Origin of the sequence: Fredinandcohnia onubensis (genome assembly GCF_002734215.1) — a bacterium.
GTDB classification, from domain to species: Bacteria; Bacillota; Bacilli; order Bacillales; family Bacillaceae_L; genus Ferdinandcohnia; species Ferdinandcohnia onubensis.
The window spans coordinates 32,433-50,075 of sequence record NZ_NSEB01000001.1; the positions used below are offsets into that span (position 1 = coordinate 32,433).

Here is a 17,643-nt window from a genome sequence, read left to right on the forward strand (position 1 = left end):
TTCACCTACCCTTTTATCAAAAATTTTTCTTTTTTATTGCTCAATTTTTCACGGTTATGTTCGGAAAGCCATACCGATTCATCTGGTCCTTTAGGAAGGATATTGACTTCTCCTTTTGTAGGGTCAATGGTGATGGATAGGTGGTAATGACGCTTAATGGCATCAAAATCAGTCGTTTCACCGAAACCAGGTGTCTGAAACAAATCGCGGGCATAGCCCCATAGATTAGGAAACTCACGAATTAAATTACGGTTAGTGCGAAAAGCCGAATAATAAGCAGCATCAAAACGAACCAAAGTGGTGTATAATCGGACATCCGAATCCGTGATAAAATCCCCAAATAAGAAACGTTGCTTGGACAAACGCTCCTCTAACTCATCTAATCTAGCAAACAATTGATCATAGGCATGCTCATAAGCCTCCTGAGAATGAGCGAATCCACATTTGTACACGCCATTATTTACATCATGAAAAATGACATCGTTCAATGCATCGATTTCTTGACGTAATCCACTCGGATATAAATCTGGAGCATTTTCCTTGTGGAAAGGAGCCCAAACCGTTTCAAAATAGTTGGTAAGCTTAAAATAATCATTATTCACAGCCTGTTTGGTTTCAAGATCAACCATGACTGGTACAGTCGGTCTACCCGTATAATTAGGGTCCGCATTCTTATAGACCTCGCTCACATACTGAACACTAAGAACAGGGTCAACTCCATTGTCATCTAAGGAAAATTCCCAATCTACACGCTCGATTCTTGGTCTCATTGGACTTACTTTCCCTAAGCTAATCGCGTTTTCTAATCCAAGAATTTTACGCACAATCACAGCGCGATGTGCCCATGGACATGCGGCTGACCAAAGTAAGCGGTAGCGGCCAGACTCAACGGGTAATTCACCAAGCTGATTTCCGAAAGGTGCAGTAAAGCGATTCGTTTGACGATTAAAAGAGCCATCGGCTTTTATTTCTACTGGTTTTTTTGATGTATCATTGTTCGATTCAACAGGAATCGCACAGCTAAATGTCTGGTCATTTTGTGACATGTAATCCTCTCCCTCAAGAATTAAATTAAAACATAGTAACTCAATGTGTTTAATGTAATTTACTCATTATCTAAATTAAACGTCAAGGAATAAACTCCTAAAAATCAAGTGACCTTATGAACTCTTTTTATTTGCGGAATATCATTTATCGTTTTGCGGTGTGGTGATATATCGATTAGCTCCTTTGCGGTATACCATTTATCGTTTTACGAGGTGATGGTATATCGATTAGCCCCTTTGCGGTATATCATTTGTCGTTTTGCGATGCAATGGTATACCGATTAGCTCCTTTGCGGGATACCATTTATCGTTTTGCTGTGTGGTGATATACCGATTAGCTCCTTTGCGGGATACCATTTATCGTTTTGCGATGTGGTGGTATACCGATTAGCCCTGTTGCGGGATACTATTTATTGTTTTGCGGTGTGATGGTATATCGATTAGCCCCTTTGCGGGATACCATTTATCGTTTTGCGATGTGGTGGTATACCGATTAGCTCCTTTGCGGATACCATTTATCGTTTTGCGGTTTGATGGTATACCGATTAGCTCCTTTGCGGTTACCATTTATCGGGTTACAAATAGTACACATGGTCGATTTTAATAAATAGATAAAAAATACCCCTTAAAAAAGGAGTATTGATGGTACTATTATTTTTTAAAAAATGCCTTTCCCCCTACTTTTTCAACGAGTCGAGGAAACAAGGTATAAAATACACTGCCCGCATTCATCCAACCTGGCAGATTAATTTCGCGTTTAGGGGTTAGCATGGCATTTACAATTTTAGAAGCGACGAAATCGGGATCAAGCATAAACCGATTTACATTTTTCGCATATGTACCAGACTCATCAGCAATGTCAAAAAAACGTGTCCGAATCGGTCCTGGATTTACAGCTGTTACATGGATATTTGTGCTTGAAAGCTCCATCCGAAGGCTATTCGTAAACCCAAGTACCGCATGTTTTGAAGCCGAATACACACTTGATTTTGGTGTCGCGATTTTTCCGGCCTGTGATGCGATATTAATAATATGGCCTGAGTTTTGCTGGATCATTGCAGGTAGAACCATCTTTGTACATGAAATGAGTCCAAATACATTAACTTCAAACATTGCCTTCATCTGCTCTATTTGTGCATCCACAACATTTGCAAACACACCAAACCCAGCATTATTAACAAGTACATCAATCGTGTTTACATTGCGTAATATGTCCTCAAATACATCTTTTACGTTTTCTGTATCACGAACATCGAGCTTATAAAATAAGCAGTCGATACTGTATTTTTCTTGAATGTTTTGAGCAATTTTTTCTAACTGATCATAGCTTCTGGCTAAGAGGATTGGATATGCTCCTTGCTCTGCAACAAGGTAGGCAATTTTTTCGCCAATCCCGCTCGAAGCCCCAGTAATAACAATTTTCTTTCCTTTAAGTCTTGAATTCATTCGGCCTTTTTCACCTCAAAATTAATCAAATGCGCCTCGGCGTATTTGCGCCCGATTTTTAGGCCCACAGGAAGTGGGTCATAAAGACGTTGCCACAAGAAGTGGCGTATTTAGTCTTTGATCTTACTGCTCGAAAAATTTCATTTAAAAAATCGTGGCATCCGCCGGAGGCTTAACTTTATTCAGTCAACGTTAAGACTACCTACTCATATAATATACTAATACAAGTATTTAACTAACCACTTGTTGGGGAGTTCTACTGAATAAAGTTAATTGGCGTGATAGATATGTTGTCCGTTCACGACTTCTATCTTAATTTCACCTATTTCTTCAAGGAAGTCAAGCTGTCCAACTGTTTCAGATACCGTAAAGAGAGGTTGCTTTAAGTATACTTTTGGGAATAACTTAGTACATACCTCAAAGGCAGTCATTGGCTTTTTCTTAATCATTTGAAGAACGTGATATGCCCGCTCTTTTTGTGAGACAAATCTCTCTTGAATAAGCTCATGAGGGTTCATAATATCGGCTCCATGACCCGTTACAACCTTTGACATGTCAAGTGTTAGAAGTTTACGTAAAGAATTATTGTACTGGACTAATGGTCTCGGTCTAGCTGTTTCACCAAATTGCGGTGGTTCAAGCAATGGATTTGGTGAGATTTTAGCTAAGAGAGTATCTCCTGCAATAAGCATTCCATCCTCTTCACGGTACAAAACAATATGGCTTTGTGCGTGTCCGGGCGTTTCTAACACCTTAAAACCTGTCATACCATCGATGATATCTCCTTCTCCTATCGATTTTGTAAGTGATCTACGACAAGAATATTCAAGTTCTTCATCCATATCAACTAAGTTGATAAATGCGGGATCAAGACCTAATTGAAGAAATAGTTCATTATAAAACGGCTCATTCTCTACAAAAAATTGCTTATCCTGACTTATCCATGGTTGGTTTTTTTGGTGACCTAAAATTGGGATATCCTTATTAAAATAATCTAGAAGCCCTACATGGTCCGGGTGATGATGAGTGATTACAATTTGGTCAATATCGGATGGTGTATAGCCTAACTGAGCAAGCTGCTCATTAAAGGATTGCCACGCTTCCTCCGTTTTTGCACCAGCATCTATTAATGTTAAAGCTTCTCCCTTCACAACATACACATTTACATCTCCGACAGCAAAAGGTGTTGGCAGGGTTATTTTAAAAACATCCTTGGTCGTGGTAAGTTTATTCATAGATAAGAAATCTCCTTTGTACTATATCAATAAAGTATCGTTACATTTATCCATTTTTAGTTTACCTTTTTCATCTTATTTTGTCATTATATTCGAATAACTTCTCTATTATGTAACTGTAATTGGGCTCGTTTTACAAAAAGAAGGTATTGACATCCAGATAAAATCAGTGCATAATGACCATTAATATAAATTTCGTAGAGCAATGATTAGGACTAGTAAATCATGTAATGGCAATAAGAGAGTGAGATCCATCGGCTGAAAGATCTCGTAGCCCGCTTCTTGATTGAACCTACCTATGAGCTGTTAGGAAAACCTAACCGGCTTCCCACGATACGGGTTCGAGTGGAACATCAAAAAATTAGCTTTTTCAAGATGTTAAGTAAGGTGGTACCGCGGATAGCAGACCTATTCCGTCCTTTAACAAGGATGGAGTAGGTCTTTTTATTTTATTACGGAGGGATAGTTATGGAAATGAGACAAAATATCGTGTTTGTTGGAGCCGGCTCAATGGCTGAGGCAATGATTTCTGGAATGCTACAAAAGGAGCTCTTCTTGCCCAATCAAATTTCTGTAATGAATCGCTCCAATTATGAACGATTAGAAGGTCTAAACAAAGAATATGGTGTAACCATAAGTCAAAACAAACAAGAAACAATTGAAAATGCTGGAGTCATCCTCCTAGCGATAAAGCCTAAGGACGTTGCAGAAGCTGTTTTAGCAATTAAGGATCACGTCAATGAAAACCAACTCATCATCTCTGTGTTAGCAGGAGTATCGACTACAACCATCACCGACTTACTAAACAAAGAAGTTGCTGTAGTCCGTGCTATGCCAAATACATCTGCAACCATTGGAAAATCTGCTACTGCATTATCTGTAGGAATGTACGCAAACGAAGACCATTTACTCATTGCACGTCAATTATTTGAAACAATTGGCATTGTCACAACAGTCGCAGAAAAAGACCTTCATGCGGTCACAGGTCTTTCAGGAAGTGGTCCTGCATATGTATATTATTTAGTCGAAGCAATGGAAAAAGCAGCTGACGATATCGGTCTTGAAAAAGGAATTGCCAAGGAATTAATCCTTCAAACGATTATTGGTGCAGCGGAAATGCTAAAAAGTTCACCAAAGCCACCTGCTACTTTGCGAAAAGAAGTAACAAGTCCAGGCGGTACAACCGAAGCAGGTATAAAGGTATTGGAGCAATTTAACTACCAACAAGCAATGGTGTCTTGCATAAAGCGTGCTACCGCTCGCTCTGCCGAACTTGGAGAAGCGATGCTCCAATCTGTTTCAGAAAAGAATTAGATGTATGATATCGAAGTCAGTAGGATCTTACCAATCCAGAAAAAGTGATTTAACATTGGTAGGATTTTACTGACATTTTTGATATACTATTATTTAGAGTACCGAAATAAATCATGATGGGGAGATTCTATGAGTGCACCGCTTATTAAAGAAACATCACCACAACTAAGTACCACTACAGAAAAAATTTGGACCCGTGATTTTACCCTTATCTGCATATCAAACTTCTTTATATTTCTCGGCTTTCAGATGACTTTGCCGACAATCCCACTATTTGTAGAACATCTTGGAGGTAATGAACAGCTCATTGGATTAGTCGTTGGCATTTTTACCTTTTCCGCACTGTTAATCAGACCCTTCGCTGGCCATCAATTAGAAATAAGAGGACGACGCTTCGTATATTTACTTGGGCTTGCCATTTTCGTCCTATCTGTTGGCACCTACGGAATCATTTCAAGTTTACTCTTTTTATTTTTGTTTCGAATGGTTCAAGGAATTGGCTGGGGCTTTTCAACAACGGCTTCGGGAACCATCGCAACAGACTTAATCCCTGCCAAAAGACGTGGTGAAGGAATGGGCTATTTTGGTCTATTCGGAAATATCGCACTAGCTTTTGGTCCTTCGTTAGGCCTTACACTTGCTGGTACAATATCCTATACAAAACTCTTTTCCATTTGCGCCATTTTAGGTTTAGTCGCACTCATCCTATCATCTAGAATCCACTATAAAAAAATCGAACCAGTAAAAGAAAAACCCAGAAAATGGGATTTTTATGAAGAAACAGCACTCCCTCCTTCGATTCTATTATTCTTTATAACTGTTTCATTTGGAGGAATTGCAGCCTTTTTACCTTTATATACTGTACAAAAGGGAATATCCGGGATTGAATGGTATTTTCTTTTGTTTGCAGTCGCTCTAATGATTTCCCGAACCTTTGCAGGACGCCTTTATGATTTGAAGGGACATCGAGCCGTGTTTGCACCTGGTGCTTTTTCGATTGTATTAGCTATGTTGCTATTAGCCTGGTTACCTAGTAGTCTTGTCCTTTACATAGCAGCTTTTATTTACGGTTTAGGTTTCGGTGCATTGCAGCCTGCCTTACAAGCATGGGCTGTACAAACGGCCCCAGACAATCGAAAAGGGATGGCGAACGCAACCTTTTTTTCTTCTTTTGATTTAGGAGTGGGGATTGGTGCGATTGCCTTTGGTCAAATCGCTTATTTATTAGGATACCAATCAATCTACATCGCCTCTGCAATATCTGTGCTAATATCCATTTTGCTTTATTTTACATGGATTGGAAAAAATAATACTTCAGCTTAAGGGGCAATAGTCCCCTTTTTCCTTTTTCATCTTAAATCCCTTATCGTTTCGAAAAAAATTGGATAGAATGAATCTTAGGGATTGGAGGTTGACTTATGAGGAGAATCCTTCTATTTATATCTTTCTTATTTTTCCTATACGCCGGTTGGACAGTAATAGATAAACTAGCTGCAAAAACTGATAATCAATCAGTTTTAGATACTATTACAACTGAAATTGACAAAGTATCTGAATCTGAAGAACTCGCAAATATAAAAAACAAACTCAACGAAGGTATACAATATATCGAAACATTACTGCAAACCTTTGAAGAAAAAGCACCAGAGAATTCGATTATCGACAAAAATGAAGTGGAGAAACCAGAATTAAACGCACCAAGTGAGCAGGCCTTTTCCATTCATAATATCGAGCTTGGGGAAAGTAAACAGACAGTAGAAGCGAAACTTGGGGATCCAAAACGGGTGTCTTTAAATGAATATGGAACGAACTGGTATACGTATCATGAAGACTATCACAATTTTATGTTGGTGGCTTTTGACTCGGAGAATAAAGTTGTAGGTTTATACACAAATCAGGACCTTATCTCATCAACAAAAGGAATCAAGTATGGAACCCCAAAACAAGAAGCACTTAATCTACTTGGTGAACCAATGACGCGAATTCAAAAAGGATTTGTCTATTATGAATTTCAGCAGGACCGGGACTATGATGTGTTCCATATAGATAACACCTATGTCACCCTTTTTTATGATAAACATCAGAATAACACGGTGACCTCGATTCAAATTGTTTCAGACGCTCTAGAGCAAAAAAGAGCCGATTTTTACACCGATGCAAGTGAGCAGTTGAAAGAAGGGTTTGAATATCAATTATTTGACCTAACAAATGCATCTAGAGTAAATCATGGACTAGGGGTTCTAACTTGGGATGATCATGTGAAGGAAACGGCTCGAAAGCATAGCTTAGATATGGCGCAAAACGATTATTTTAGCCACACTAATTTACAAGGACAGTCTCCGTTTGATCGAATGATTGAGGATGAAATTTTATTTACCATTGCTGGTGAAAATCTCGCTTATGGGCAATTTAGCAGTATTTTTGCCCATGAAGGTTTAATGAACTCAATGGGACATCGAGAAAATATTTTAAAAAAAGAATATAAATATTTAGGTGTGGGAGTCGCCTTTAATACGGAGTCTCACCCCTATTACACAGAAAACTTTTACACAAAATAAGGCATTTCACCTATATCCCTCTCAATTTTTGGTTATCCTACCAAAGAGGTGATTTTGTGAAATTGGTACGTTTTTTATTATTCTTAGGCCTTCTTAGTGGCTTTCACAGTGTAACTCTTGCCGGGCAAAATGATGTTGAATATGGCCCTTTTACAATTGTTCAAAAAGAGTATGTTGATATAGACGGTGATGGTAAAAAGGACATCATTGAGCTTTACGCACGAAAAAATCAATATAACCTTGCGAATGAATGGTCTTTAAAAATCAATGGGGACCAAGTAGGAACCTATCATAATAAACAGGATTTATATCAGCTGGCTGAAATGCAGTTTGCAGATGTCATTCAAAACGGGAAACAGGATATTCTCCTCTATTTTCGTTCTATCGGAAGTGGAGGTATCACTGGTTTAACTGTCCTAAGCTATACAGGTGAAAAAGTGGAGGAAATCTTTACTGACCCCAATACTTCAGGATGGTTTGACGAAGCAAAAAAGCGTTTTTCAATTAAATACAAGGGCGATTATCAAGTCGAATTTATTGATAAGCAAACTAGCTTGGAAGCAGTCATACCATTATCAGAAGAGCGCTACCGGGATTTTCCTGATAAAAAGGAACTACAGAATCGACTACAAGAAATGGAGACATGGGTGGACCCAGCTTCGGGATATCGTTTCGATAAATTAACCAAAATGAAGCCGCAAGAAATTGTCGCAATTCAGGCTGTTTCTGGAATTGCCCACTATGACGTAATTGCTTATTTCGAAACAAGATATAATTTTGATAAGCAAAATCAAAAATACGTGCCAACAAAAGTGGCACTCATAAGTAAAGAAACAGGAAAGAAATTAGCTGAAGCCCCTGTTAAATAAAGAAAGGCATCGACAGATAAAGTCGATGCTTATTTTTTTAATATGTATAACTAAAATGATATAATATTTAGTATTACGAAATACATAGGAGGCTTAAATCACATGGAATCAGCATTATTCTCACCCTATACAATTAAAAATGTTACCTTAAAAAATAGAATTGTTATGTCACCGATGTGTATGTATTCCAGTCACAATGAGGATGGGATGCTACAGGATTGGCATTATACCCATTATGTTAGCCGTGCTGTTGGTCAGGTAGGGCTAATCATGGTAGAGGCAACCGCAGTAACCCCGCAAGGAAGAATCTCGCCACAGGATTTAGGTATTTGGAGCGACGATCATGTGCCAGGATTAAAAAAGCTAGTTGAAATGATTAAAGCATATGGCTCAAAAACATCCATTCAAATTGCCCATGCCGGACGAAAAGCAACAGTTACAGGAGATATCGTTGCTCCTTCTGCCATTGCATTTAATGAAAGCTACAAAACACCAAAGGAATTAACAAGTCATGAAATAAAGGAAACCATTGCTGCATTTAAGGCAGGAGCAAGACGTGCAAAAGAAGTTGGCTTTGATATTATTGAAATCCATGGGGCACACGGCTATTTAATAAACGAGTTTTTGTCTCCACTTTCAAATAAACGTGAAGATGAATATGGCGGGAGTCCCCAAAATCGCTACCGCTTCCTAGAAGAGGTAATCGAAGCTATTAAAGAAGTATGGGATGGTCCACTATTTGTTCGAGTGTCAGCAAATGATTACACGGAAGGTGGTTTGACTCCTGCCGATTATGTGCAATATGCAAAACAGATGAAAGACCAAGGTGTAGATCTAATCGATGTCAGTTCTGGTGCTGTTGTACCCGCAAAAATTGATACATATCCAGGCTATCAGGTTAGTTTTGCAGATAAAATTCGCAATGAAGCCAGTATCCCTACTGGTGCAGTTGGGTTGATTACCAAAGCTGTTCAAGCTGAGGAGATTTTAAAAAACAATCGGGCTGATTTAATATTTATTGCTCGAGAATTACTACGTGACCCTTATTGGCCAAGAACGGCTGCTAAAGAGCTTGGTGTTTCAATTGATAGTCCAAAACAATACGAACGCGGTTGGCTTTAATAACCAGCTAAAAAAATCGACAAGTGCCTTTGCCTTGTCGATTTCTTATATCATGAGAAGTTCCCGGATATCTTCTTCTGTCAATGTCGTTTTTTCCTCAGAATCAATAATATCCGAAATGAGGTCACGCTTTTTCTCCTGCAATTCATTCATCTTTTCCTCGATTGTGCCCCGTGCAAAAAGCTTTATCACCTGGACTACCTTTTTCTGACCGATTCGGTGGGCACGGTCAGCAGCCTGTTCCTCGACAGCTGGATTCCACCAAAGGTCATATAAAATGACAGTATCCGCACCTGTCAGATTTAGACCCGTACCTCCTGCTTTTAAAGAAATTAAAAAGAGTTCTTGTTCTCCAACATTAAATCGTTGGCATAATTCCACTCGTTCGTCTGTAGGTGTTTGTCCATCAAGATAGAAAAAAGTATGCCCCCTACTAGACAATTCCCTTCCAATCAGTCCAAGCATTTTCGTAAATTGTGAGAAAATCAGAACTCTCCTTCCAGAAAGTTTTGATTCCTCAATGATTTGTAAAAGTTGCTCAAATTTCGCCGAACTTCCCTTATAACCATCAACAAATAAAGCAGGATGGCAACAAATTTGTCTAAGTCTTGTGATTCCAGCAAGGATTCGTATCCGGTTCTTTCGTATAGTGTCTTTATCAAGATGCTTTAATGTATCATGACGTAGCTTCGCTAAATAGGCAGCATAAAGTTTCTTTTGTTCTGGTAGAAGCTCTGATGATTCGAGAATTTCAACTTTCTCCGGCAGTTCCGCAAGAACGTCTTCTTTCACACGGCGAAGTAAAAATGGGCGAACCTTTCTTGCGATATCTTTCCTTGAAAGATGACTATATTCCTTTAACCCCTTAAATAGCTGTGGAAAAACAACATAGTAAATGGACCAAAGCTCTTCAATTGAATTTTCAACTGGTGTTCCGGTTAATCCAAAACGATGATCTGCTTTTAATTTTTTTACAGCTCTGGCAGTTTGGGTAACTGGATTTTTAAAGGCTTGAGCCTCATCGAAGAATACGGTATGGAAGTTAATAGACTCATACCATTTACTATCACGTCTCAATAAAGGATAGGATGTGATAAGAACATCCATACCTTCACTTTCTTGTTGCAGTGCTCTTCGCTCAGCTTTATTGCCATCAATTACAATTGCTTGAAGTTCAGGAGCAAATTTCAAGATTTCATGGAGCCAGTTGTATGTTAACGATGATGGGCAAACAATGAGAACTGGGTGCTTATTATCACGAATCATTTGAAGCTCAGAAACAATAAATGCAATACTCTGTACTGTTTTACCAAGCCCCATATCATCAGCAAGTACACCACCGAATCCATAACTTGCGAGAGTCTTCAACCATTTAAAGCCTTGTTTTTGATAATCTCGTAAAATCGTATCTAAATGGTGTGGAACTTCAATCCTCAAGTTACTAGGATTTCGAATTGAATCAAGAAATTGGCGGAATGATTCCTCAGCTGTATAGATTTCATTGTCATCGAACGAATCCAAAATGGGTAGAGCCTCAAGCATTGGCATGTTTAAGGTTGATTCGAAATCATCGTCCTGAATTGGAACAGCCTTTAAAAATCGCTGAATTTCCTCCATCTCCCGCGTTTCAAGTGAGAGCAATGAACCATTTTTCAAGCGGTAATATTTTCGTTTTTCCTCAAGAGCACCTAAAATTTCGCGAATTTCCTGTTCGGCAATGCCCTTCATCTCAAATTTAAACTCAAGCCAATTTGTACGTTCTTTTTTTATTTTTACCCTTATTTTCGGATGTTCACTTTTAGGTAGAATGCGATTTCGAATAGCAGTTGTAGCATAAATCTGACAGTGAGGTTGCAGCTTTGGAACGATATGATACAAAAACTCATACTCAAGTTCCTCATTATGCAAGTAGTACCCACCCTCCGTCTTCGAAAGACCGCTATCATCCATAATCCTTAAAATTTCATCCTCTTTTTCGATATCCCTAATTACCATTGGTCCTGTTGGAATATCCCGGTTCTCAAGTGGTTGGATGATGGTATTTTCATAGTGAAACTCAAGCCCTGCCAGCAGTTTGTTACGAAGGCGATCCAAGTAAAGCTTAGCGACAAGTGGCGTTTTCATAAATTCTTTGGAGATGTCTTGAGACATGTGAACGACACCAATTTTTTTCAAGCTTGGTACGATTTTTTTTAGAAAAAATTGAGTTTGTTCCTTTGGAATTGGAATATGATTAGAACCTGGATTTACAAGCATGTTTTTTAGTTCAAACAAGCGGTCACAATCTTGTTCCGATATTTGATAGAGTCGTCCATCACTTAACACAATAGGATAGGATTTTAAAATAATCATTCTGTTAAACCCTTGAATGGTTAATTGATAGTCACTTTCTTCCCCTTCTTCAAATGAAAAATGCAGTGGTGGTGGCTCCTCTTCGATTTGAAGGCCTTCATACGTATAGCCATTGTTTTCAAGATAAACGGATGGGCATTTCGAGAATAAAGGTACGAGAACTTTCCAAGAAGATGGCGGAATTAACAGTATTTCACGAGTTTCCAGATCGTCTAATGAGTTAACTTCAATATAAATTTTTTCATCCTCAGTAACTTTAATCAATTGGTGTAGTAGGGTATCTACTTCATATAAAAAACAATGGAGATTTGGATCATATAAAAATTGTTCGGATATTGTACTAGGCTTTCCTTGTTTAATATCCTCAAGAAACCTACGAATATCATGTACCCCCATCTGTTCAATTCCAATTTCCAATCCAATTAAGATTTGCTCATTCGAAACCTTAACGGGTTTACATGTGAATCGAACATTGAGTACTTCTCTTTTTTCAAAATGAAGCTGATGGCCACTTGAACGTAACGGCCGATTTGTAAATAATGTTATGAAATCATTCGTTAATTTTTCGTTAGTAGAAGTTTGAATTTCATCAAAAGCTAATGGCTCTTGATTTTGCTGTTCATGAATCGCAATCAAAACGGCAGCTACATGCTGACATTCCTTATCGAAATTGGCAAGGGATGGACAACTGCATGTAGTCTCTAATTTTCCTTGTCTATTTTTTTCAATTGTTACGTGAAAGTCTTCTGCTCCTTTAACAATGGCTTTACATTTATTTGATCTGTATTCAGTTAATAGAACCTTGTTTGTTCGATAAAAAGCGTCCCCTCTTTTAAAGGAGACGGTTCCACACATTTCTTTTATCAATTTATGTTTTATTTTGATATCCATGGATTCCGACTCCTTTCTATCCTAGGTTTACTTTTGATTGAACCCTTGTCCTTTAACAAAATCCTTCATATACATCCGCTTCGGATTTTCAAGCATGTTTGCCATCTGCCCCGTCCATGTATCTGAGCGTTTCCCATTTGTACGGGCTTGATAATAGTCGGAAATAGTTTGATTGTAGGTAACCAACTCTTGTTTGAATAAGTCTTCATCCTGCTTATATTCATCTTCATGATAAATATGCTCGAATGGAAGACGAGGTTTTTTATCAGGCATTTGAGCTGGGTAGCCTACCGCAATTCCGAAAAGAGGAATCACAAATTTAGGGATATGTAGGAGCTTGCAAACCTCATCAAGATTATTACGCAGCCCGCCAATATAGCAAGCACCCAAGCCCATTGATTCTGCTGCGAGTACTGCATTTTGAGCAGCCAAGGTAGCATCTATTGTTGCAACCATAAATTTCTCAGTACTCTCCAATGAAGTCGATAAGTCCTTTTCCTCCATTTGGCTAATAACCTGGTGACGATGAAGATCTCCACAAAACACAAAGAAATGTCCATTTTCGGCAACATAGGCTTGGTTACCGACGATTTCTGCGAGCTTCTTCTTTATATCTGAATCTTTTACACCAATTATGGAATAGGCTTGGATAAAACTAGATGTTGAAGCCGCTTGGGCACTCTCAACAATCGTACGAACTTGTTCATCTGATAATAATTTTTCTTCAAATTTACGAATCGAACGGTGATTCATTATTGTTTCAATAACTGTATTCATTGTTATGTTCCTCCAAACTAGTTGTCTTTATTTTTCGTTTGGTTTGATTTCACATCGTATCTTGAGAAATCCTCTGCCAAATAAGTCGGCTTAAACACTTGCTGTGCTTCCTCAAGTAGCCTCTGACTATCATCGCCTTGATATCTAGAGCTAATATGCGTAAGTATTAATTGTTTGACCCCCGCTTTTTGGGCAACATTGGCCGCTTGAGTTGTGGTAGAGTGAAAATAATCATGAGCTAAATCGGCTTCATTTGAACTAAAAGTTGCTTCATGGATGAGTATATCTGCATCCTTGGCGAGTTCAATACTCTCCTTAATATAACGGGTATCACCTAAAATGGTCACTGTACGTCCCTTTTTAGGTGGACCAATATATTCCTCTCCATTAATCTGACGTCCATCCTCAAGGATCACTGTTTGTCCTTCTTTAATTTTTTGATAAATAGGCCCAGGTTTAATTCCTTCTTTTGATAGCTTATCCACAAGCAATGTTCCTGGGAGGTCTTTTTCTACAATTCGATACCCAAAGGATTGAATCCCATGCTCTAATTCTTTTGCAGTCACACAAAATTGTTCATCCTCAAAGACGACACCTTCTTCAATTTCAACGATTTCAAGCGGATATCGAATATGTGTGGTACTTACCTTTATCGAAGTTTCAATAAAAGCTCTTATTCCCTTAGGACCATAAATGGTTAATAAGGACTCTCCTCCTTGAAAAGAGCGACTTCCTAATAATCCAGGCAAACCAAATATATGGTCACCATGCAAATGAGTGATGAAAATTTTTTCTATTTTCCCTGGCTTTATGGATGTATGTAATATTTGATGTTGTGTTGCCTCTCCACAATCAAACAACCAGGTGGCCCTACGTTCATCAAGCAATTGTAAAGCTATTGAAGTGACATTCCGCTCTTTCGCGGGTACCCCTGCACCTGTTCCTAAAAATACGACTTCCACTCAGAAATCCTCCAAATAATTTTAAAATTTTTATGTTTAGCTTTCGATTATATTCCATTACTTACTATATCATATTCTGCCATTTGTTCTCTAGATAAGCCACTCCAACCATTACTTACAATCGTTTTCGAATATCCATTCCTTGTTAAGGCATACTTTTAAAAGGAGTTTGAAAAATTCATACGAATTAGTTGATTTACTAAACAAAAAAGTATACATTAAATAAATATCACTAAAGCCTTAAGAAGTGGGGGATTAATATGACAAATACAGCACCAAAATCAATCGTGGTTATTTTTGGAGCAACAGGTGATTTGGCAAATCGAAAGCTTTACCCTTCTATATATAACCTTTATACAAAAGGAAAACTCTCTGAAAATTTCGCGGTTATCGGGGTGGCAAGACGCCCTTTAGAGAATGAAGAATTCCAACAAAACGTAAGAAATTCTGTATCGGGAAGATTTGAGGAAGATCGTGAGGATATCGAGAAGTTCTCAAAACACTTTTACTACCTTCCGTTCAATGTAAATGATCGTGCTTCTTATAAAGAATTAAAGGAACTAGCTGAAAAACTAGATTCAACTTACAAAACAGAAGGTAATAGAATCTTTTATTTAGCAATGGCTCCAGAGTTTTTTGGAACAATAGCTGTCAACATTAAAGCTGAAGAATTAACGGAAACAGAAGGTTATACAAGACTTGTAATTGAAAAACCTTTCGGACATAACCTGCCATCTGCAAAGCAATTGAATGAAAAGCTTCGTCATGCATTCTCAGAGGATGAAATTTACCGAATCGACCATTATTTAGGAAAAGAAATGGTCCAAAATATTGAAGTCATCCGCTTTGCTAACGCAATATTCGAACCACTTTGGAATAATCGTTACATATCAAATATCCAAGTCACATCAAGTGAAGTACTTGGAGTAGAAGATCGGGGCGGCTATTATGAAAAATCAGGCGCTCTCCGAGATATGGTACAAAACCATATGCTTCAAATGGTTGCATTATTAGCGATGGAACCGCCAATTAAATTAAATACCGATGAGATCCGTAGTGAAAAAATAAAAGTATTACGTGCCCTTCGCCCATTAGAAGAAGAGGATGTAAAAAAATATTTCGTTAGAGGGCAATATGATGCTGGTACGTTAAATGGCAAACAGGTTCCTGGTTACCGAGAAGAGGAGAAAGTAGACCCAGCATCAAATACTGCTACATTTGTTGCAGGTAAACTTCTTATCGACAATTTTAGATGGGCAGGCGTTCCTTTCTATATCCGAACCGGTAAGAGAATGAAGGAAAAATCAACAAAAATTGTGGTTCAATTCAAAGACATTCCGATGGATTTATATTATAAAGATGATAATGAGCAACAAAATCCTAACCTGCTAGTCATTAATATCCAGCCCGATGAAGGGATTACACTTTATTTAAATGCGAAACGACCGGGCCAAAACACAATGACATTACCTGTTAAACTTGATTATTGTAATAACTGTATTGATGGTATAAACACACCAGAAGCTTATGAAAAGCTTATTTATGACTGTATGATGGGTGATACAACAAACTTTGCACACTGGGATGAAGTGGCCCTTTCATGGCGCTACGTCGACTCGATTTCAAAGGTTTGGGAAAACCAAATTGCAACTGAATTTCCAAATTATCCATCTGGTTCTAATGGACCTAAGGCGTCTGATGAACTATTAGCAGAAGACGGGTTCCACTGGTGGCCAGTTGAAGACTAAGATGAAAAAGAGACCCCGACTCTATATGAGTTGGGGTCTTCTGTATTTAGTCGCTTAAGAAGTCTTTCTCAAAACTTGTTCCATGTTCATTATCTCGGGGTTTTTTATCTTTAGGTATTTTAACCCCTTTTGATACAATCTCATCCCCGTATTTCCCTTTTAATTCATCAATCACTTTAAGTAAGGGTTCTTTTTTCGCCTCCTTTTCATAGGAAAAAAGATCAAGTTGTTTAAATGCCTCTTGTTTCTCCACAAGTTCCTGAGCTGTGACACCTAATAATCGAATTGGTTCCCCGTTCCAATGTTTTGTCCACAAGCGCTTGGCCGCTTTATAAATCTCTTCATCCTGATCAATTGGGTTATCAAGTTTCCGACTTCTTGTTACCGTTTTTCGATCAGCATATCGAATCATCAGTTGGACATTATTGGATAACATATCTTTCCTTCTTATACGTGCACCAACAGAATTTGATAGTCTTTTGATCACACCGAGAAGCTCTTCCTCATCTGTTGAATCATATGGTAATGTTGTCGAATTACCGATGCTTTTGAACTCGGATATAGCATCAGGGTCAACAAGTCGGTTGTCAATTCCATTTGCTCTTTGCTTAATCCGCTCACCATTAATTCCTAATAACTGCTTTAATTGAATATCGTTGCCCTTAGCAAGGTCTCCAATTGTATGAATACTGATTGTAGCTAATTTTTCAGCCGTTTTCGAACCTACTCCATGCATTTCTCCAACTGGCAAGGGCCAGAGAATGATCGGAACATCCCGCTTCCGCAATACAGTGATTCCTAATGGTTTTTTCATATCGGATGCCATTTTTGCCAGAAATTTATTTGGTGCAATTCCAATGCTACAGGGAAGTAGAAGCGTTTTTTGTAAGGTTTCTTGAATGGAAGTCGCAATTTCAATCGGGGACCCCTTTTCATAACATCCCGTAATATCCATATAGCCTTCGTCAATTGAAACTGGTTCAACTAAATCCGTGTATGTGCGAAGGATATCAAACATAGCCAGTGAAGCTCTACGGTAGCGTTCAAAGTTTGGTTTACGAACGATCAGGTTTGGGCATTTTCGTTTTGCCTCCCATAAAGGCATCGTTGTTTTCACTCCAAAGGCACGAGCCTCATAGCTGCAGGTGACAATAATGCCTTTACGCTCTTCGACATTCCCTGCAATCGCTAAAGGTTTACCCTGTAAAGAAGGATCATAGGCAACCTCGACTGATGCGTAGAAGCTATTCATGTCCACATGTAAAATAACCTTCCCATTTTTCGGATACATTTCTTTCATGATTTACACTTCCTACTATTAAT

13 protein-coding genes are annotated in these 17,643 nt (G+C 38.3%); 6 read left to right on the forward strand and 7 right to left on the reverse strand.

Annotated elements, in window-relative coordinates:
• Nucleotides 1-5 precede the first annotated feature (5 nt).
• The 3 genes from CKK03_RS00180 to CKK03_RS00190 form a co-directional block, all read right to left on the reverse strand.
• Nucleotides 6-1,046: a glutathione S-transferase family protein gene (locus CKK03_RS00180; RefSeq protein ID WP_099360627.1), complete on the reverse strand. Its 1,041-nt coding sequence runs from the start codon at nt 1,044-1,046 to the stop codon at nt 6-8.
• Nucleotides 1,047-1,697: 651 nt separating this feature from the next.
• Nucleotides 1,698-2,492, reverse strand: a complete 795-nt coding sequence (locus tag CKK03_RS00185; protein WP_099360628.1) for an SDR family NAD(P)-dependent oxidoreductase — start codon at nt 2,490-2,492, stop codon at nt 1,698-1,700.
• A 269-nt stretch (nt 2,493-2,761) separates the two neighbouring features.
• A complete protein-coding gene (locus tag CKK03_RS00190) occupies nt 2,762-3,727 on the reverse strand; it encodes an MBL fold metallo-hydrolase (protein WP_099360629.1) in 966 nt (321 codons plus the stop codon).
• Nucleotides 3,728-4,195: 468 nt separating this feature from the next.
• Between CKK03_RS00190 and proI the strand changes: the two genes are divergently transcribed.
• From proI to namA, 5 genes are all read left to right on the forward strand, one after another.
• A complete protein-coding gene (gene proI / locus CKK03_RS00195; protein WP_099360630.1) occupies nt 4,196-5,041 on the forward strand; it encodes a pyrroline-5-carboxylate reductase ProI in 846 nt (281 codons plus the stop codon).
• A gap of 129 nt (nt 5,042-5,170) precedes the next feature.
• On the forward strand, nt 5,171-6,364 hold the full coding sequence (locus CKK03_RS00200) for an MFS transporter (RefSeq protein ID WP_099360631.1): 1,194 nt from the start codon (nt 5,171-5,173) through the stop codon (nt 6,362-6,364).
• A gap of 95 nt (nt 6,365-6,459) precedes the next feature.
• Entirely contained in the window at nt 6,460-7,599 is a 1,140-nt protein-coding gene (locus tag CKK03_RS00205; protein WP_099360632.1) for a CAP domain-containing protein, read from the forward strand.
• Between the two features lie 56 nt (nt 7,600-7,655).
• Nucleotides 7,656-8,468 (forward strand): YybI family spore inner coat protein, encoded by an 813-nt coding sequence (locus tag CKK03_RS00210; protein WP_099360633.1) that lies wholly within the window; start codon nt 7,656-7,658, stop codon nt 8,466-8,468.
• Nucleotides 8,469-8,570: 102 nt separating this feature from the next.
• The gene (namA, locus tag CKK03_RS00215; protein WP_099360634.1) at nt 8,571-9,590 is read left to right on the forward strand and encodes an NADPH dehydrogenase NamA; all 1,020 of its coding nucleotides are present in this window, start codon (nt 8,571-8,573) and stop codon (nt 9,588-9,590) included.
• Nucleotides 9,591-9,635: 45 nt separating this feature from the next.
• Here the strand turns inward: namA and CKK03_RS00220 are convergent, their stop codons facing one another.
• Genes CKK03_RS00220 through rnz form a run of 3 tightly spaced genes read right to left on the reverse strand, consistent with a single transcriptional unit; the run spans nt 9,636 to nt 14,572 of the window.
• Nucleotides 9,636-12,833, reverse strand: coding sequence for a DEAD/DEAH box helicase (locus CKK03_RS00220; protein WP_099360635.1), 3,198 nt, complete (start codon nt 12,831-12,833; stop codon nt 9,636-9,638).
• A gap of 27 nt (nt 12,834-12,860) precedes the next feature.
• Nucleotides 12,861-13,610 carry an oxygen-insensitive NADPH nitroreductase gene (gene nfsA, locus CKK03_RS00225; protein WP_099360636.1) on the reverse strand — a complete coding sequence of 250 codons (750 nt, stop codon included), beginning with the start codon at nt 13,608-13,610 and terminating at the stop codon, nt 12,861-12,863.
• Between the two features lie 17 nt (nt 13,611-13,627).
• Nucleotides 13,628-14,572, reverse strand: coding sequence for a ribonuclease Z (gene rnz, locus CKK03_RS00230; protein WP_099360637.1), 945 nt, complete (start codon nt 14,570-14,572; stop codon nt 13,628-13,630).
• A gap of 260 nt (nt 14,573-14,832) precedes the next feature.
• On the opposite strand from rnz, the gene zwf reads away from it, so the two are divergent.
• Nucleotides 14,833-16,320 (forward strand): glucose-6-phosphate dehydrogenase, encoded by a 1,488-nt coding sequence (gene zwf, locus CKK03_RS00235; protein WP_099360638.1) that lies wholly within the window; start codon nt 14,833-14,835, stop codon nt 16,318-16,320.
• Nucleotides 16,321-16,366: 46 nt separating this feature from the next.
• On the opposite strand, the gene CKK03_RS00240 is transcribed toward zwf, so the two are convergent.
• Nucleotides 16,367-17,620 (reverse strand): DNA polymerase IV, encoded by a 1,254-nt coding sequence (locus CKK03_RS00240; RefSeq protein WP_099360639.1) that lies wholly within the window; start codon nt 17,618-17,620, stop codon nt 16,367-16,369.
• Nucleotides 17,621-17,643: the final 23 nt, after the last annotated feature.